The sequence below is a fragment of the Massilia sp. IC2-278 genome (assembly GCF_020708045.1).
Taxonomy (GTDB): domain Bacteria; phylum Pseudomonadota; class Gammaproteobacteria; order Burkholderiales; family Burkholderiaceae_D; genus Telluria.
In genome coordinates this window covers 587,346-604,845 of record NZ_JAJFES010000001.1, presented here as the reverse complement: position 1 = coordinate 604,845, position 17,500 = coordinate 587,346, and the positions used below count along the sequence as shown (strand labels likewise).

Genomic DNA, 17,500 nt, shown 5'->3' with positions numbered 1-17,500 from the left:
GGTGTACTTCAAGCAACAACTCTTCGAATGTTGGGATCGTGGCCATGTAGATAAAGGGAAAGTTTGTATGGAACCGCCATGATCGCGTCGCCGCGGTTCCCGGTCACCGAAACTTCGCAGCCTCCCCCTCCCTTTCGGTTGGCCATGGGTCTGCCGGAAGGGGGGCGCCACGAACTTTCGTTTTGTTATGGCAATACCGTTGGCACGATACACCTTCTTTCATTCCAGGAGAATTCCATGGCCCTCGACCTATCATTCACCCCTCGCCCGGCCGGCCAGCTAGTCATCAACTGGCATGTCACCGAGGCCTGCAACTACAGCTGCCAATACTGCTACGCCAAGTGGGAGGCGCCCGATCGCCAACGGGACCTCGTCCACGATCCCGTCCGCACAAAGGAGCTGCTCGTCCGCCTCTACGATTTTTTCCATCCCGACAACCATGCCAATCCCTTGCGCCAGGACATGGACTGGAGCGCGGTACGATTGAACCTCGCGGGCGGCGAGCCCCTGCTCTATGCAAGCCGGCTCCTCGAGATGCTGCCGGTCGCCCGCGACATCGGCTTCGATGTCTCCTTGATCACGAATGGCAGCCGACTCGATCCTGGGCTCATGGCTTCCCTGGCACCCTCGATCAGCCTGCTGGGACTAAGCATTGACTCGCCGCGCGCGCAGAACAACCGGGAGATCGGCCGGATGGACCGCCGTGGCCGCGGACTCGACATCGACAGCCTTGCCCGCGCCGTGGACGAAGGCCGGCGCCAGAATCCCGCGCTGAAGGTGAAAGTCAACACCGTGGTCAACAAGGTCAACCAGTCGGACGACCTGACCGACGTGATTCAGCGCTTGCGCCCCGACAAGTGGAAGGTATTGCGTATGCTTCCAGTGGTTGACGACCGCCTGGCAGTGCCCCAGCAGGCATTCGACGACTTCGTTAGGCGCCACGCGCACCTCGCGGCCATCCGGCACGTGGAAGACAACCAGGACATGACGGAGTCCTACCTGATGGTCGACCCGATGGGACGGTTCTTCCAGAACGTCGAGGGAGGCTCCGCCAGGGGTTATCGCTATAGCCAGCCGATACTGGAAGCCGGAGCATCGGCGGCATTCGTCGGCATGCGATTCTCCGCGCCGAAGTTCCTCTTCCGGTACAAGCCCCCGATCAAGGCGACGGAATGAGTCCTCCCTCGGCCATGCCCGCGTAAGGCGGAAAGCCCTGAGGACCAGCTTCGACGGCGATGTGCGCTCCACGCGAACATCGCTCGTCGGTTGGATTCCCCACCGACGGACCACAGGCGCGAACCAGCACCAGCCGGTCCAAGGAATTCAAAATATTCCCCTATTGAAATGGTATGCTGACATTACGTTTTCCCGTCACAAGGTACAGAATGCACCCAAATCGAGCCCGGACACACAAACTTCCACCTATCAGCCTGATGCCTGGCGGGAGCGCACCATGAAGAGCGCCCTGTTCGTCGACTTCGACAATATCTATTCGGGGCTGCGACAGCTGGACCAGGCGACCGCCGATCGCTTCGCCAAGGCGCCCACGGAATGGGTCAGCTGGATGATCAATTCGCTGACGCTGCCAGAGCACGCGACGGGCGCGCCCAGGCGGCGCATTCTTGTCCGGCGCTGCTACCTCAATCCTCAGGCGTACCAGCGTTTCCGACCATACTTCAACCTGGCCGGCTTCGAGATCATCGACTGCCCGGCACTGACTACCGGCGGCAAGACCAGTACCGATATCCATATGGTGCTCGACATCGTCGACCTGCTCCAACACGAGGCCCACTACGACGAATTCATTGTCCTGTCGGCCGATGCCGACTTCACGCCCGTACTACGCAAGCTGCGCCGCTGGGATCGCCGCACGACGGTATTGGCGATCGGCTTTCCGTCCGCGGCCTACCGCGCGTCGGCCGATCTGGTCATCGACCAGGACGAGTTCGTCCGTGGCGCATTGGGCATGGCCAAGCCCCTTGAGGCAGAGCGGCCGAAGCAAGCCTGTCCTCCCCCGTCGACCGCGGCCGTGGCCGACCTGGTACGCGCAACGGTCGCAACAGCCAACGGGCCGGTATCGCTGGCCAGCCTGGCAACGCAGGCCCAGGAGCGGATCGACGGTCTGGATGCGTCCTGGTGCGGCCACGGATCATTCGGCGCGCTCCTGCGCGCCAGCGACATCGGGACCCTGCGCACGTCGCCACATAACGGAGGCGTCGTCTACGATCCGGCGCGACATGGGGTGCCCGGGGAGACACCGATATCGGAAACGGCCTCACCGAGTGCAAACGCCCAGGTGCTGGCCGAACTCGTGCGGCGCGAGGTACGGCATTCGGCCGAACCAGTGCCGTGCGCGCGGCTGGCGACCTTGATTGTTCGCCATGCGGGCGCCACACCGGCGGACTGGTATGGCAATGGAAGCTTTCGACGTTTTCTTGAATCACTCGATCTGGCGCCACTGCAGTTCGACTGGAAGGTCGCCGGAGGCCTCGTCTACGACCCGGGACACCAGACACGGGGCAGTACCGCAAGCACTCCTGCCGAGCAGGAGTGGCCCAGTGATCCTTCGATCCTGGCGCTCGCTCGTCAGCTCCACGAGGTCGCTGGCGTGCCCCTGCTCGCACCGGCGCGCTACAGCGCATTGTTTGCGATGCTGTCCGCCGACCTCGACGAACACGGCTATGGTTTCCTGGACACGGCAAAGCGAGTGCGCGATCGCTGCCGCGACGCCGGGAACCCGGTGAGCCGCGCCGATGTCGACTTCGTTCTACGCGGACTCGTATTCCGAGGGCACCGGTTCGAGGAGCATGCCAACTCGGCGGCAGACCTGGCCGCCAAGTTCGTCAACAACGTGCGCTCGCTCTGCCTGCGCGAGCAGATCATCCTGGACGTCACGACAGAAGCGACGATCCGTAACTGGATCGGCGCCGCTGCCTGAGTTACGATCCTGCTCGGAGCGCCAGCCGGCTCACAGGCCGGCGGCGACCAGATCGCGCAACAAGGCTGCTCCCAGCTGGACCCGGTCGCGGCTGTCGAGTTGGATACCATCCCTCGTGACCTTAGGAATATTCAAGAGAAATTCCGGCCCGATCCCGTGCTCCGCGCGCACGCGCTCGAATGCTTCTGCGTGCGACGGCGCCAACGAACGAGCCCGAATTGACAACCCCTCTTCGATGCACCGGATCTCCAGTCCGCTCGCCTTGAGACGCATCCAGCGCGCCTCCGTTTCGTAACCGGTGAACCACGGGCCACCGGGCCAGTTTTCCCAGACTGCGCCCTGGACGGCATCTTCCGGCACATGACTCTGCTGCCGGATGGCGCTGAGGAATGGGTCGCGGTAGTAACTGCTCATTGTTTGTTTGTCCAGCATGCAGAGGCTGTACGCCATCCGGGCATCCGCGCACGCGTAGATGCCAGAGCGGCCCGCTCGCATCTCGGGGTAGCGAACGAAATACCAGCGCCACTCCAGGCCTTTTTCCTCGTGCTGGCCTTCAAGCCAGCCGTTGGCGAAGGATTCGAGCGCCGGCACGACATCCCTTCCCGATCCGCGAGATCGTCGAGCAGGCGTCCGAGCGCACCGCGAACGCCGGCGAGCCGTGCTCGACTCGAGCCGGTGAGAATGTCCTCCCTCCATTGCGAGAGCTCACTGCCCGAGCCAAGCTGTACAAACCGAAGTTTGCTTCGAAGAGAATAGTCGCCCGCGGCAAGCAGCGCCCCGTAAGAACAGGCAGCACATTCGTGGTGGAGAAGAGCTCATGGAAGCTTTCAGCCCGGCGCTGAAACACCTCCGGATCGAGTTCGAACGCTGCCAGGCAACCGCGCAGGAGCGCGTGATCCTCCAGAGCGAACAAGTCGTGCTCGAGATATGGCGCGGTCTTTAACAGCTCGGCTTTCAATTTCTCGTCACTGACCTGCGCCTGGTTGAAGCTCAAGATGCCTTCGAGCGTTCCGTCGACGATCAGGCGCCGCACATCCGCCAGCAGCGCGGGCATTTTTTCGGCACGTAGCTCGTTATTCGATGCCTCGATGAGATTGCGCAGAATGCGCAGCCTTCGAGGAAACTCCGCAGTTTTGCACAGGCGGTGAAGCAACACTGCATAGAGAAGCAGGGTTCGCGGCCACCCAAGGCGCACCTGGCCCTCGCAACACTCGGCGAACAGATTGACCGTGCTGCCCGGTGCGCCGAAGAGAACCACCTTGCCAGTATGACTTGAGCCCGGTGAAGCCGGCGTCAAAGTGAACAGTTCCGAGAACACTGATGCGATGTCCACGCCCACCCATGTGTCGAAGCATTGTTCGAGGAAGTCCAGGTGCGCCTCGGGTTGCGCACTTCCGGGACCGTACACCTGCTCCGCGAGGACGTCGATATCGCCGGATGGAAGCCGCCCGTCGGACCATTCGCAGACCTCGGTAACGAAGCGGAAGTAGCGCAAGAACTCGTCGTCGACGATGTTGTCGCTCCCCCGGTACGGCCAGAGCAGATCAGCCCATGCGCCATCGACCTTCCGGGCGAAGTCCTCGACCCGGCCGGGAGCGGACTGCTCCAGCACTTGCTCGAACCGCGCCTTGAAGTTCTCGAACGGAGTGAGTGGTTTCCCACGCGAGTTCATCTTGATGTAGAGGTCCTCGCTCAGCCCCATCTGCTCGATTGGGAGCAGGTGAAACGAGACCGATGGCGCTTCGGTGTCCACCAGCCGTCCCCAGGCCGCATCGCAGTCCGCATCGGCGAACCGCTCATGGATCGCACCCAGCATGACCAGCATCGACTCGATCGTGGGATCATGCCGCCAGGTGTGCAGGAACCAGTGCTGGTCCTCGAGCCAGGTACGAAGCTCCGAGCCAACGGGTGGGTTCGAACTGGCCAGGCAAGCACAGAAACGCCGTGCACCCGGACGGGTCGCGTACTCGAAACGCTTCCATCCCAGGTCCTGCTCGATCCGGCCTGCACGCCACGCCAGGTACCAGTGCAGCAGGAACAAGGTGGTGAGGCGTTGCTGGCCGTCGAGCGGGCGAAGTGTCCCGTCCATGACGTCGCCATAGATGAAGTCGAGGCTGAGGGATTGTGCGTCGGAGGTCATGACCTCGTGGAGCGCGTCAAGGAAGTCGGCGCGGATGCGCCCAACGGCGACGCTGTCCCGCCCCTGCGCATAGTCGCGCTGGATGAGCGGAATCTCAATGCGTTTCACCTGGGGCGCATCCGGTGCCAACCGGCCGAACAGCCCATTAAAGGAAGTGACGAAACTCTTCATGACAGTGGTACCTCCGTCTGCAGGTAAGCGCCCACGCCGCCTTCGGGCGACAGGATCGCATTCATATAGGCTTCGCGGTCTTGTGCGCTCCAGAAATGCACCTGCTGCGCGTCGGCGTCCGTGTAGTACTTGAGGAATACCTGCCGCGTGCAGACAGGGATGTAAGCCCCCTGCCGGTCGAGCTCGAGGATGCGCTGGCGCTTGACCTCGAATACCGCATTGCTCAATGCGCTGTCATGGCCGCTCGCAAGCAGCGCAAGGTTAGCCAGCGAATGAACCGAATGCGATCCGGCTTGTGCCGATGCGTCCACGAGCGTGAATGCGACCGACACATCGCGCGCCAGCCTTTGAAACGCCGGCCGGTCGATGTTGTCGCCGGCGTCGTCGATCCGGTGCAGCAGCGCCTCGCGCTGGGCCGCATCGATGGCAGGGAGGTCCGCGAGTGCCTGCCGGTGAAGCCGGAGCCATTCCCTCCATTGGTCAAGCCTGGTGAGGCCCTCCGCATGCTGGGCGTGGATGTGCTCGAGCGACCATGCTTGCTGGCGATAGGCACGGAAGGAGTAGCGCTCGCTCGAATCCTTCATGCGCCGTACCGTCTCGACGTTCATCAGGAGCAGCACGCGGGAGCACTTCTGCATATCGGTGTCATAACTCAACGATGTGACCGCCGACGGCGTCAGGTCGAGCGTTTTCCGGATCTCGGCGTCCAGTAGTGCCCCGAACTCGCTTTTCGCCCTGCCAGACGCCAACGCGACGAGCTCGCCGAAGCGATGTCTGTGGGACGTGTTCGAGCAAATTTCCTACCAGGGCCGTGTACGCGACGGGCTAGCCGGTTCGGTCGGGATTTCGAAGGCAGTGATGCTGGCAACGTCCGGCCGGGTTGGGCCGGCATTTTGACAGTGAGGTCCGTCGCGCGCTAAAAGTGGGAAAGATCAACAATTCGCGCAATGGCATAATGCTTTGGCTATCGTGAATGCCGATATCCACGTCTTTCAGCAAACGAATGACATCAGCTTGTCGGAAGCCAAGCTGGCGAAGTTTGCCAAGCTGAACAACGGAAGAGCCTATGATATGGCACTCGGTCCCCGCTGAATCGACACGCTCGTGCCTATGAGCGCCTGCAAAGAAGGCTCAGTATCCAGTCAAAAATCCTTAGCTCGGAAGCCTGCTCCTGGCTGCGCATTCAGCGACGCACGCTGGAACGAATCAGCGAGCAATCGGATTCCACGTTGGTCAGACTGTGCGACATGTTGAATACGTCTTCGCGTCGACGCCCTGCCGTGCAGCCATACCGCTTGGGGCAACTGGCTGGAGATATCGTGAACACTCGTCCTCCTGGCTCCTAGGGCTATCCCGGCGGTAAACCGGCAGGCCTACCGAGTGTTTCGGCCACGACTATCGTGGTTGATGTCGGCAAATTGAACGAAAATGGAGTCAGTGAAACGATCGACTGGTATGAAACGGGGTCGCACTGGTCTGGGCCGCCTGCTTGGCAAATGCGAACGCGGACTAGGCGAATACACCTCGCATCATTCGGGTCGTTCATACATATTGCCTGGTTCTCCAGAGGATTAGCTGGAAGCGCCTGGATGGGCACTGTCGGCAGAACCGCACTGTCGCGCGTAACCGGCAGGTAATCTATTCTGACGTTGATGTCAGAAACCGGTTCACCAAACGCCAGATAGCCCGGGGAATTTCTGAAGATCGCAACTTCGCGAACCCGCTGCATCGCGGCGGCGTCTGAGAAGTCTGTTTTGGCAGCCAGCTCGGCTGCGCGACGTGTAACCTCCTGCAAAGTATTGCAGATATACAAAGCACGCGCTATTTCGAGTACGCCGAAAATCAGCGTAAAGAAAATAATCGCGACCAGAGCGAATTCGACAGCAGCCACGCCTGCTTGCTTCCGCTGTTGGAGACATCTGTAGGAAGATGAGTTAATTGCCCGCATAGCGCATCGTCACATCTGTCAATAATGTCATGCTCCGCCCCCCTAGGATCGCGAAAGGCATACGCATTTCGATTGAAACTCGGACCGTTGTCGGAACCCTGGCTCCGCATATACGAAAGTCGCAGTCAACATTGACGTACTTCAGTTCTCGAACATGGTCCATTACAGAGGTTTCTTCCTCGACAATTGCTTGCGCAAGCTGAGCGACTAGCGCGGGTGCATTGCCGGGTCCCGGAGTACTGATCTCAACCTGGGTTGCTGTGGAAAGAAACCTGGCTGCGTTGTAGGTTGCTTTTTGCATGACCCCGTAATACCAGAATATCTGGGCAAATAAGACCAGGGTCGTTATCAGCGTAACCAGGATGGGAAGCAGTATCGCCATCTCCACAGCCACACCCCCGTGTTCCTTCCAGCAAACGGTGCTAAATGGTGGATTTTTCATGGGTAAAGCTTTATAAGGGCGCCAAGCGATTGTTCAGATGCGATCCCAGCAAACTCGCCATATAGTGTGTTGGGTTTTGCCTCAACCGTCATGAAGAACTTGCCGACAGCGAGTACTGTTGCACGGTTGCCAGTCACGGGGCAAGCCAGCAGGGGAATATTGAGCACACGCCGGCCTTGGACACCGATACCTACAGGTTTGGTCGAGTATTGAGCGCTAGTCTGCACGTATGGTGTAGCTGGCGGGTAGCTCTTTTGCTTCGGCTTTCCAGGGTTGTAAAGGGTGGCCCAATCGCCGCTGCCGAAAGTGCCATAACCGGATGCCGGCTCAGGGGAACCCGCACTGAAAGACGAGTATCTGGCCGCCTTGGCATATGACCACAGTGGTCCGAACATCTTGTCGGTCGTTGTACTTGGCGTCGCCTCGGGGCCAGCCACCGTCCCGAGCTTGCCTCCGGCTAAGGACTGAGCTGCCGCCTGTCCACCTGGAGTAACTTCCATCCAAGGAACACTGCCGTCGTCGTACGTGTACTGTTTGATATTCGTATCCGGCGGCGCTGTTTCAGGTCTGCACGGTGGCGTATAGGACTCGAACCGGGAGTTGAAGGAACTGTGTAGATCGGCGAGGGGGAAAGGCGACGATACGACGATTTCTCCTCCTGTTACTCTCGCCATCGCCATCGTGCCGGTGCAAATGAACGGTTTTACCGTGTCGACACTGGCAGCCTGGACTATTCCCGGCGTTCCAGGTGATACAAAGGGATTGATGAGGAAAGTGGCACCGGCAGCGTTCGAGTTCGGATTCAACTGCATGAGGTCGTAAGAGACGCCGCGCCGGAACCCATATTCTTCCAATTCCCCGGCACCACGATCGCGGCCAGCTTCAGAATGCATTGCGCAAATCCCCATAGGCGTCACCCTGATGGCAGTACGCCCGGCAATCGCGTGCCCGCTGGTCGATACAACGGCAGAATCCGCATCGAGGACGCTCATGAACACGGTGTTCACTCGGCCGTACTCAGCGTCTAGCCCCTTGGTGTCCACCTGGACATACGAGAGCCCGCCGGGCTGCGCCAGCGCCGTGGCAGCACTTACCCATGGACCGGTGGGCGTCCGACCAAATTCAATGGCTGCGTCCGACCATTCCATTGTCCGGCTGGAGTACATATAAGACATCCCACCAACCACACTACCCGGCAGTGTAGCGAGACGCTCCGATGCTCTTCGCAGTGCCATCGTCACGCCTGCCGGCGTCCCGTTGAGTTCGGCTGCGGCTGCGAGCGCCACCGTGCTGGCCACATTTTGCATCTCCACCTTGCGGTTATAGAGCATTGAAAGACTAAGCGCCAAACCCATGAAGCCCATAATCACTATTAGCGACCCGGCGAACATCACCGCGATGGCGCCCTCCTCACGGCGAAACGCTACAGCCCTTCGGGAAGCGAGCTTGGCACCTATTGCAGCACCCATTTTCTTGATCCTCCCATCTACGCGTTGACACCGGTTCGATCAGGCCATCCAAACAGCGAGTCTAGCTTCCAATGTCCTTATATGATTGATTCAACGCAATTGTTGTGAAGCAACATATCAGATTAGTCGTGATGACGTCCGCCCATTGATGCAGCTCATCGGGACTTATATTGCTCTTAATAATTCGCCGACGACACGTGCTACTGACGTTATGCAGCGCAGCAGCGCCATCCGGCATTGCGCTGTGCACGAGTCCAGCGTGACGATGTGCTGAGCGTCAGCAGCTCGATGCGGACCGACTTTGTCCGCGACGCCTCGGAGCAGGCGCTTTACGCGCGTCAGCCGGAACGAAACGAGCTGGTCCATCACAGCGATAGGGGCTCGCAATATGTGTCGATAAAGTACAGTGAGCGCTTGGCGGAGGCCGGCATTAAGCCGTCTGTGGGCAGCCAGGGGGACAGCTACGACAATGCCTTGGCCGAGACGATTATCGGGCTTTACAAGGCCGAGTTGATCCACCGCCGCGCTCCCTGGAACACGCGGCAAGTGGCTCGACGGTCAACACTGCCGGGTTGTCGATGAAGCGCTCTGGGTGCATCTGCCTTCAGCGCAAAATTGGGTAGAGACATGGAAACTCGAACAATCAGCACAGGCGTTGAACTGCGCCAGGTTACTTTCAAGCGTGGCCCTGAAGGGCTGCTCCCAGTCAGGGCCATGGCTGGCCCGGCAATTCAAGTACAACGCGCCCGCTTCCCAATCGACGATCTTGTGACAGTACTCCACATCCCCGCCCTTTCCGCGGACGTGTACACGTAATGGAAGTCGAAAGGAATTTTTTGGGGCACGCCCGCCAGACCCGAAGGCGAGCGCAAGAGAACAGATGTGCTAACCCGAGACGCAAAAAGAAAAAGGCCAGCTTTCAAGCTGGCCTCTTCAGTTCGCTTCCGACTTCCCAAATTCCCCCCAAGTTCTTATGCTGAACTCGCTGAGGCAATCTAGGTCGTTGAATCGTAACGATAAATTCTGGTGGGAAGTGCAAGTTTCGAACTTGCGACCCCTGCAGTGTGAATGCAGTGCTCTACCCCTGAGCTAACCTCCCTGACAACGAGGAGTATTATGCCAAAAACTTTCTCCACCGTCAAACTATTGGCGAATATTTTCTCCAAACACATTCGCCTTTCACGCCTTTGTCTAATCCGGCCAGCAATTGCTCGTGATGCGACATCTCCTCGGCGCTGGCCGGCACGACGATAATCTCGCCCAACGGCACCGCGTCGAGCAGCATGCCGCCGCCGGTTTCCTCGACCTCGACATCCATCGACAGCGAGTTCTGGCCACGCGTCATCGACAGGTAGACGTCGGCCAGCAGTTCTGAGTCGAGCAGTGCGCCGTGTAGCTTGCGGTGGGCGTTCGACACGCCGTAGCGGTCGCACAGCGCGTCCAGCGAGTTGCGCTTACCCGGGTGCATTTCCTTGGCGAAGACCAGGGTATCGATCACCGGGCCGCAGTAGTCGACGAAGGGTTTCAGTCCGAGCCGCTGGAATTCATGGTTCAGGAAGCCCAGGTCGAAAGGCGCGTTGTGGATGATGATTTCCGCGCCCTCGATGTAGGCGCGCAGTTCCTCGGCGATTTCGTGGAACTTCGGCTTGTCGCTCAGGAATTCGGTGGTCAGGCCGTGCACCGCGAGCGCGGCCTCGTCGGACTCGCGCTCGGGATTGATGTAGCGGTGATAATTGTTGCCGGTCAGGGTGCGGTTGACCAGCTCGACGCAACCGATTTCAATGACGCGGTCGCCAGTGCGGGGGTTCAGGCCTGTGGTTTCGGTATCGAGAACGATCTGGCGCATGGTTCAAAAGTGATGAGTTGAGGCAGGCCCGCAGTATAGCGCAAGCCGGCCCCGCTCAACGCTTGACCGTTGCCGCGCCGCGGTTGGCCAGCACGTCGGCGCGCTCGTTGCCCGGATGGCCGTTGTGGCCGCGCACCCAGCGCCATTCGACCGTGTGCTGCTGCTGGGCCAGGTCGAGCGCCTTCCACAAATCGTCGTTCTTGACCGGTTCCTTGGCCGCGGTTTTCCAGCCGCGCGCCTTCCAGCCGTGGATCCATTCCGAGATGCCCTTCTGCACGTACTGGCTGTCGGTGTGCAGCACTACGTCGCAGGGACGGTTCAGCGTGCTCAGCGCCTCGATGACCGCCTTCAACTCCATGCGGTTATTGGTCGTGTTCGGCTCGCCGCCGAAGATTTCCTTCTCGTGGCCGTCGGCGGTCAGGAGCGCGCCCCAGCCACCGGTGCCGGGATTGCCCTTGCAGGCGCCATCGGTAAAAATTTCCACTTTCGTCATGCTGGCTTTCTTTATTTCCGGTTTATTTCCTGCTTGTTTCCTGCTTATTTCCTGCTTATTTCCTGTTCGTTGCCGGCACCGCCTGCGGCGCCCGGCTCGACTTCTTGTTCCACGCCGGCCCGATCAGGTGCATGCCTTTCACGCGCTTGATCGCATGCACGATGTACACTGCGCCGAGATAAGGCCACCAGCGCCCGCCCGCCCCTTCCATCATGGCGAAACGGTCGAGCCACTTGGCGGAGCGGAACGGTGGCGCATAGCAGCCGAAATGGCTGCCGCCCACGCTGAGATTCAACAATTTTAACCAGTCTTTCATGCGCGGCATAGAAATGAATTCCCCCGCCGCAGGCAGGTAGCCATGGCTGCCCAGGCGCTGCAGGCCCTGGCGCATGCCCCACATGCTGGCCGGATTGAAGCCGCAGATGATCACTTGCCCTTCCGGGATCAGCACACGCTCGACCTCGCGCAGCACCTGGTGCGGCTCGGCCGCGAACTCGAGCACGTGCGGCAGCACCACCAGGTCCAGGCTTTGCGAGGCGAAGGGCAGCTCGGCGAAATCGAGGGCCACGGCGATCTGCTTGCCGCTGGCGGCGAACGCGAGTTCGTCGGCGGTCGAGGTGCGGGTGGCGGCCTGCCATTTGTTGGGCATGCGGTTGGCAGCCAGGGCGTCGATCTGCGGCACGCCGATCTGCACCGCGTTGTAGCCGAAGATGTCGGCGGTGAGCTCGTCGAGGCAGGCTTGCTCGAAGGCGCGCACGTAGGCGCCGGCCGGAGAAAGCAGCCATTCGTCGAGCGCTATAATGGATTTTTCGGAAGCAGCGCTATCCATGCCTACCCTCAATTGAAACCATGACCGATACCCCAGCAAACACGCAACCCAGCGCGCCGCGCAATGATTTGAGTGTCCTGACCGTGCCCGCGTTCAAGGATAATTATCTTTGGCTGATCCACGACGGCAGGCATGCGGCCGTGGTCGACCCGGGCGACGCCGCGCCCATCCTGGCGGCCCTGGCCGAACATGGCCTGACCCTCACCGCCATTCTACTCACCCATCACCATGCTGACCATATCGGCGGCGTGCCGGCGCTGCTGGAGAACGCCCGGGTGCCGGTGTACGGGCCGCGCGATGACGGCATTGCCGACGTCACGCATCCGCTGGCCGAAGGCGACCGCGTCACCGTGCCGGAACTCGGCCTGGAGCTCGAGGTGCTCGATGTGCCCGGCCATACACTGGGCCATATCGCCTATGTGCGGCGCACGCCTGGCCTGCACTGGCTGTTCTGCGGCGACACCCTGTTCGCGGGCGGCTGCGGGCGCTTGTTCGAGGGTACGCCCGTGCAGATGGCGGCATCGCTGGAAAAACTCGCCGCCCTGCCGGAAGACACCGAAGTGTATTGCGCGCACGAGTACACGCTGTCGAACCTGCGCTTCGCCCAGGCGGTCGAGCCCGGCAACGAAGCCCTGGCCCTGCGCGTGAAGGACGAAAGCGCCAAGCGCGCGCTCGACGTACCGACCGTGCCGACCAGCATCGGCCTGGAACGCCGCACGAATCCCTTCCTGCGCTACCGCGAAGCGGAGATCGTGGGCGAACTGGTGAAAGCCGGCAAGCTGGCCGAGGGCGCCACGCCCTTGCAAGCCTTTGCCGCCCTGCGCGAGTGGAAGAACGTGTTCTGAGTTGGATGCGACAAGCCGCCCGGTGCGCAAACGCCGGGTGGCTTTTTCAGGGTTCAAGAAAGATCAGATTTCCTCGTACAGCGGCAGCGTCAGGAATTCCGCGAACTGCTCCGAAGTGGACATTTCTTCGAAAATTTCCGCCGCCCGCGCATAGCTCGGGTTGTCGCCGTTCGGCGCGGCTTGCTTGGCCTTGGCCAGTTCCTCCGGAATCATGGCGCGCACCATCTCGGCGGTGACCTTGCGGCCGTCTTCGAGCACGCCCTTCGGCGAGCGGATCCACTGCCACACCTGGGAACGGCTGATCTCGGCCGTGGCCGCGTCTTCCATCAGGTTGTGGATCGGCACGCAGCCGTTGCCAGCCAGCCAGGCGCCCAGGTAATGGATGCCGACGTTGATGTTGTAGCGCAGGCCCTCTTCCGTGATCGGCGTTTCCGGCTTGAAGTCGAGCAGTTGCGCGGCCGTGACCTCGACGTCCGGACGCAGCTTCTCGATCTGGTTCGGCTTGTCGCCCAGCACCTTGGTGAACTCCGTCATGGCCAGCTCGACCAGGCCAGGGTGGGCGACCCAGCCGCCGTCGTAGCCATCGGTGGCGTCGCGCGCCTTGTCGTTGCGCACGCCGGCCATCGCGGTCTCGTTCTTCGCCGGATCGTTTTTAATGGGGATCAGGGCCGACATGCCGCCGATCGCCGGTGCGCCGCGCTTGTGGCAGGTCTGCAGCAGCAGCAGCGCGTAGGCGCGCATGAAGGGCGAGGTCATCGTCACCTTCGGGCGGTCGGCCAGGCAGAAGTCCTTGTCCAGCTTGAATTTCTTGATGCACGAGAAGATGTAATCCCAACGGCCCGCGTTCAGGCCGGCGCTGTGTTCGCGCAGCTCGTACAGGATTTCGTCCATCTCGAAGGCAGCCAGAATGGTTTCGATCAGCACGGTCGCGCGGATCGTACCGCGCGGCAGCCCCAGCGCTTCCTGGGTGGCAATGAAGATGTCGTTCCACAAGCGCGCTTCCAGGTGCGATTCCATCTTCGGCAGGTAGAAGTATGGCCCGGCGCCGCGTGCCAGCTGCTCCCTGGCGTTGTGGAACATGAACAGGGCGAAGTCGAAGATGCCGCCCGAGATGCGCTTGCCGTCGACCAGCACGTGCTTTTCGTCGAGGTGCCAGCCGCGCGGACGCACGACCAGGGTCGCCACCTTGTCGTTGAGCTTGTACGACTTGCCGTTCTGTTCCAGCGAGATGGTGCGGCGCACGGCGTCGCGCATGTTGATCTGGCCGGTAATCTGGTTGTCCCAGTTCGGCGCGTTCGAATCCTCGAAGTCGGTCATGTAGCTGTCGGCGCCCGAGTTCAGGGCGTTGATGACCATCTTGCGCTCGACCGGGCCGGTGATTTCCACGCGGCGGCACTGCAGCGCCTGCGGAATCGGATCGATCTTCCAGTCGCCTGCGCGGATGTGTGCGGTCTCGGGCAGGAAGTCGGGGCGCTCGCCGGCGTCCAGGCGCTGCGCGCGTTCGACGCGGGCGGCCAGCAGTTCCTGGCGGCGCGGCTCGAACCGGCGCGTCAGGTCTGCCACCAGTGCCAGCGCTTCCGGGGTCAGGATCTGCTCATAGCCGGGCTGGATCTCGGCGCGAATCTCCATGCCGGATGGGGTTGCGATCGTCATGCTCGTACTCCTCGATGTGATTGAATGCCGGTGCAGCCAGGCTGGCAGGATAGCGCGATCCAGGCCGGCTTGGCGTTTGTCATAGCATCAAGTATATTCAACTCGAAGTCATCAAACGATACATTTATTCATATCATCTGTGCGTTTTTGTCATAGATGAAAGCGGAGCGCATGGGCAAATTCAGGGAAATCAACACCTTCGTCGAAGTAGTGGCGCGCGGCAGTCTGTCGGCGGCGGCGCGGGCCGAGGGCATCGCGCCGGCCATGATCGGGCGCCGCCTCGACGCACTCGAGGCCCGCCTGGGCGTGAAACTCCTGCAGCGCACCACGCGCCGCCTGGCGCTCACCGATGAGGGTGCCGCCTTCCTGGAAGATTGCCAGCGCATCCTGGCCGAGCTGGAAGAAGCGGAAAGCGCGGTGTCGGCGCGCAGCGCCCATGCCAAGGGCCACCTGCTGGTCTCGGCCCCGGCCGGTTTCGGGCGCCAGCACGTGGCGCCGCTGCTGCCCTCCTTCCTGGCCGAGCACCAGGATCTCACCGTCAACCTGAACCTGAACGACCGCGTGGTCGACGTCGTCGGCGAAGGGGTCGACGTGGCGATCCGCATCGCCAGCCTGGGCGACTCCAGCCTGGTCGGCGTCAAGCTGGCCGACAACCAGCGCGTGGTAGTAGCAGCCCCCGGCTACCTGAAGCGGCACGGCAGGCCAGGCTCGCTGGCCGACCTGGCGCGCCACAATTGCCTGGCGATCAGCAGCGAAGGCAGCCAGCGCGGCTGGACCTTCCGTGAAGGCGGCAAGACGGTGACGTTGAAAGTGGCCGGCAACATGGTGTGCAACGACGGCGCCGTGCTGCACGAGTGGGCGCTGGGCGGGCGGGGCCTGGCCTGGCGCTCGATGTGGGAAGTGGCGGCGCAGATCGAAGCGGGCCAGCTGGTGACGGTGCTCGATGAATTCGCGGCGCCGGGAAACGACATCTACGCGGTATTTGCCCAGCGCCGTCACTTACCGCTGCGCGTGCGCGTTTTCGTCGATTTCCTGCGCCGGACTTATGCCCAGCCGGATTATTGGCGGCGCTGACCGGTATAGAATTTATCGGAATTAACGGAACAACCACGCAGCGGTCAATTCAATGGACGAAAAAAAATCCCCGGCATGCCGAGGATTTTTTCATCGTGATACAGCGGCTGAAATTACAGCGGCTGGATGTTCGATGCTTGTTTGCCCTTAGGACCCGAGGTCACGTCGAACGAGACGCGCTGGTTCTCTTGCAGGGACTTGAAGCCTTGGCTCTGGATTGCCGAGAAGTGCGCGAACAGATCTTCGCCGCCTTCATCAGGGGTGATGAAGCCGAAGCCCTTCGAGTCATTGAACCATTTAACGATGCCAGTTGCCATTACAATTTCCTATTTCAGTTAAGTGGGCTTGCGCCCGTTTATGATCGTTTGAAGAAGCAAGAAAGAAATGACAGACAGACTGCACTACTACCTCGAACCCAACGATCCCGTATTATACCGAATAAAACACCGCTTACGCATTTTTCGCAAAATAAAAAAGAAAACGCGTAACAGTGCCTGAAACCAACTTTCAAGGTCAGCGGTATTCGATTCGGCAGTAAGGAGAATATAGGACAACGAAGGGTGGCAAGTTTGCGGTGGATCAAACGACTCGGCGTTGGACTTTTGAATTACGGCAAGGGAGAAAATCCGGCGCCATGGTAATGCGGCGGCGGCGCCCCCAGGCCTGCCGCGAGGAAACCGTCCAGCTCCCCCAGCCAGGCGCTCCAGTCGCCGGCGCCCACGGCGTCGAAGGCGCGCAGCACGCGCAGGCGCTGCTCCAGGGCGCGTGCGCCGTGGCCGAGTTCGCGGAAACCGAAAGTCACGGCTGCACCCGCCAGCGTGTGCAGCAGCGACTGCAGCTCCGCCACCAGCGCCGGCGTCGGCGCCTCGGGCAGCAGTTCGCCGCGCGCCGCTGCCAGCTGGGCCAGCGTGGCCGGCAGCCCGGCGCGGAAGCGCTCGTTCGCCGCCGTCAGGCGCGCGAAGAAGGCGGCATCGACCGGCCCGGCCATGCGTCTGCTTACTTGGTGCCGAAGATGCGGTCGCCGGCGTCGCCCAGGCCCGGCACGATGTAGGCGTGCGCGTCCAGGTGCGAGTCGAGCGAGGCCACGTAGACCTTCACGTTCGGGTGCGCGTCCTGCACCACCTGCACGCCTTCCGGCGCCGCCACCAGGGCCAGGAACAGGATCTGCTCGTCGGCCACGCCGCGCTTCTTGAGGACGTCGATCGCGTGCACCGCCGAGTTGCCGGTCGCAACCATCGGGTCGCACAGGATGAAAGTGCGGTCGGTCACGTCGGGCAGGCGCACCAGGTATTCGACCGGCTCGTGGGTTTCCGGGTCGCGGAACACGCCGATGTGGCCCACGCGCGCCGACGGCACCAGTTCCAGCAGGCCGTCGCTCATGCCGATGCCGGCGCGCAGGATCGGCACGATCGCCAGCTTCTTGCCGGCAATCACAGGCGCGTCGATCGTCACCAGCGGGGTCTGCACCGGGCGCGTGGTCAGCGGCAGGTCGCGCGTGATCTCGTAGCCCATCAGCAGCGTGATTTCCTTGAGCAGCTCGCGGAAGGTGCGGGTCGAGGTGTCGTGCTCGCGCATGTGCGACAGCTTGTGCTGGATCAGCGGGTGATTCAGGATGTAGAGACTGGGGAAGCGCGGGTCTTGTTTCATTATCG

At 61.4% G+C, this 17,500-nt stretch carries 17 protein-coding genes, 1 tRNA gene and 1 pseudogene; 5 read left to right on the top strand and 14 right to left on the bottom strand.

Going from position 1 to position 17,500, the window contains the following annotated elements; genetic code table 11:
• The first annotated feature begins 237 nt into the window (after positions 1-237).
• Positions 238-1,176 (top strand): viperin family antiviral radical SAM protein, encoded by a 939-nt coding sequence (locus tag LK540_RS02685; protein ID WP_229435482.1) that lies wholly within the window; start codon positions 238-240, stop codon positions 1,174-1,176.
• A gap of 277 nt (positions 1,177-1,453) precedes the next feature.
• The gene (locus tag LK540_RS02680; RefSeq protein ID WP_229435481.1) at positions 1,454-2,938 is read left to right on the top strand and encodes an NYN domain-containing protein; all 1,485 of its coding nucleotides are present in this window, start codon (positions 1,454-1,456) and stop codon (positions 2,936-2,938) included.
• A 30-nt stretch (positions 2,939-2,968) separates the two neighbouring features.
• On the opposite strand, the gene LK540_RS02675 is transcribed toward LK540_RS02680, so the two are convergent.
• From LK540_RS02675 to LK540_RS02650, 6 genes are all read right to left on the bottom strand, one after another.
• Positions 2,969-3,529, bottom strand: a complete 561-nt coding sequence (locus tag LK540_RS02675; RefSeq protein ID WP_229435480.1) for a hypothetical protein — start codon at positions 3,527-3,529, stop codon at positions 2,969-2,971.
• On the bottom strand, positions 3,492-5,249 hold the full coding sequence (locus LK540_RS02670; protein ID WP_229435479.1) for a DUF262 domain-containing protein: 1,758 nt from the start codon (positions 5,247-5,249) through the stop codon (positions 3,492-3,494). The genes LK540_RS02675 and LK540_RS02670 overlap by 38 nt, the downstream gene beginning before the upstream one ends.
• Positions 5,246-5,869 carry a hypothetical protein gene (locus LK540_RS02665; protein ID WP_229435478.1) on the bottom strand — a complete coding sequence of 208 codons (624 nt, stop codon included), beginning with the start codon at positions 5,867-5,869 and terminating at the stop codon, positions 5,246-5,248. Before LK540_RS02665 ends, LK540_RS02670 begins: the two co-directional genes overlap by 4 nt.
• A gap of 728 nt (positions 5,870-6,597) precedes the next feature.
• Positions 6,598-7,140 carry a TadE/TadG family type IV pilus assembly protein gene (locus LK540_RS02660; protein WP_229435477.1) on the bottom strand — a complete coding sequence of 181 codons (543 nt, stop codon included), beginning with the start codon at positions 7,138-7,140 and terminating at the stop codon, positions 6,598-6,600.
• A 43-nt stretch (positions 7,141-7,183) separates the two neighbouring features.
• Positions 7,184-7,639, bottom strand: coding sequence for a TadE/TadG family type IV pilus assembly protein (locus LK540_RS02655; RefSeq protein WP_229435476.1), 456 nt, complete (start codon positions 7,637-7,639; stop codon positions 7,184-7,186).
• Positions 7,636-9,108 (bottom strand): pilus assembly protein TadG-related protein, encoded by a 1,473-nt coding sequence (locus tag LK540_RS02650; protein ID WP_229435475.1) that lies wholly within the window; start codon positions 9,106-9,108, stop codon positions 7,636-7,638. The genes LK540_RS02655 and LK540_RS02650 overlap by 4 nt, the downstream gene beginning before the upstream one ends.
• 276 nt (positions 9,109-9,384) lie before the next feature.
• Here LK540_RS02650 and LK540_RS02645 point away from each other — a divergent pair.
• Positions 9,385-9,675, top strand: a pseudogene (locus LK540_RS02645) (DDE-type integrase/transposase/recombinase); the annotation flags it as partial.
• 457 nt (positions 9,676-10,132) lie between these two features.
• Here the strand turns inward: LK540_RS02645 and LK540_RS02640 are convergent.
• The 4 genes from LK540_RS02640 to LK540_RS02625 all read right to left on the bottom strand — a co-directional run bounded on the left by LK540_RS02640 (position 10,133) and on the right by LK540_RS02625 (position 12,276).
• Positions 10,133-10,207 (bottom strand) — tRNA-Val (locus tag LK540_RS02640).
• 39 nt (positions 10,208-10,246) lie between these two features.
• Complete coding sequence (gene dnaQ / locus LK540_RS02635) at positions 10,247-10,954, bottom strand: DNA polymerase III subunit epsilon (protein ID WP_229435474.1); 708 nt, start codon at positions 10,952-10,954, stop codon at positions 10,247-10,249.
• A gap of 55 nt (positions 10,955-11,009) precedes the next feature.
• Complete coding sequence (rnhA, locus tag LK540_RS02630; RefSeq protein ID WP_229435473.1) at positions 11,010-11,447, bottom strand: ribonuclease HI; 438 nt, start codon at positions 11,445-11,447, stop codon at positions 11,010-11,012.
• 55 nt (positions 11,448-11,502) lie between these two features.
• Positions 11,503-12,276, bottom strand: a complete 774-nt coding sequence (locus LK540_RS02625) for a class I SAM-dependent methyltransferase (RefSeq protein ID WP_229435472.1) — start codon at positions 12,274-12,276, stop codon at positions 11,503-11,505.
• Between the two features lie 20 nt (positions 12,277-12,296).
• Here LK540_RS02625 and gloB point away from each other — a divergent pair, with 20 nt between their 5' ends.
• Positions 12,297-13,121 carry a hydroxyacylglutathione hydrolase gene (gloB, locus tag LK540_RS02620; RefSeq protein WP_229435471.1) on the top strand — a complete coding sequence of 275 codons (825 nt, stop codon included), beginning with the start codon at positions 12,297-12,299 and terminating at the stop codon, positions 13,119-13,121.
• A 63-nt stretch (positions 13,122-13,184) separates the two neighbouring features.
• On the opposite strand, the gene aceB is transcribed toward gloB, so the two are convergent.
• On the bottom strand, positions 13,185-14,774 hold the full coding sequence (aceB, locus tag LK540_RS02615; RefSeq protein WP_229435470.1) for a malate synthase A: 1,590 nt from the start codon (positions 14,772-14,774) through the stop codon (positions 13,185-13,187).
• Positions 14,775-14,945: 171 nt separating this feature from the next.
• Here aceB and LK540_RS02610 point away from each other — a divergent pair, with 171 nt between their 5' ends.
• A complete protein-coding gene (locus tag LK540_RS02610; RefSeq protein ID WP_229435469.1) occupies positions 14,946-15,848 on the top strand; it encodes a LysR family transcriptional regulator in 903 nt (300 codons plus the stop codon).
• Positions 15,849-15,961: 113 nt separating this feature from the next.
• Here LK540_RS02610 and LK540_RS02605 read toward each other — a convergent pair whose 3' ends face one another.
• From LK540_RS02605 to upp, 3 genes are all read right to left on the bottom strand, one after another.
• Positions 15,962-16,165: a cold-shock protein gene (locus LK540_RS02605; RefSeq protein ID WP_036166698.1), complete on the bottom strand. Its 204-nt coding sequence runs from the start codon at positions 16,163-16,165 to the stop codon at positions 15,962-15,964.
• A gap of 290 nt (positions 16,166-16,455) precedes the next feature.
• On the bottom strand, positions 16,456-16,836 hold the full coding sequence (locus tag LK540_RS02600) for an Hpt domain-containing protein (RefSeq protein WP_229435468.1): 381 nt from the start codon (positions 16,834-16,836) through the stop codon (positions 16,456-16,458).
• Positions 16,837-16,844: 8 nt separating this feature from the next.
• Positions 16,845-17,495, bottom strand: a complete 651-nt coding sequence (gene upp, locus LK540_RS02595) for a uracil phosphoribosyltransferase (RefSeq protein WP_229435467.1) — start codon at positions 17,493-17,495, stop codon at positions 16,845-16,847.
• Positions 17,496-17,500: the final 5 nt, after the last annotated feature.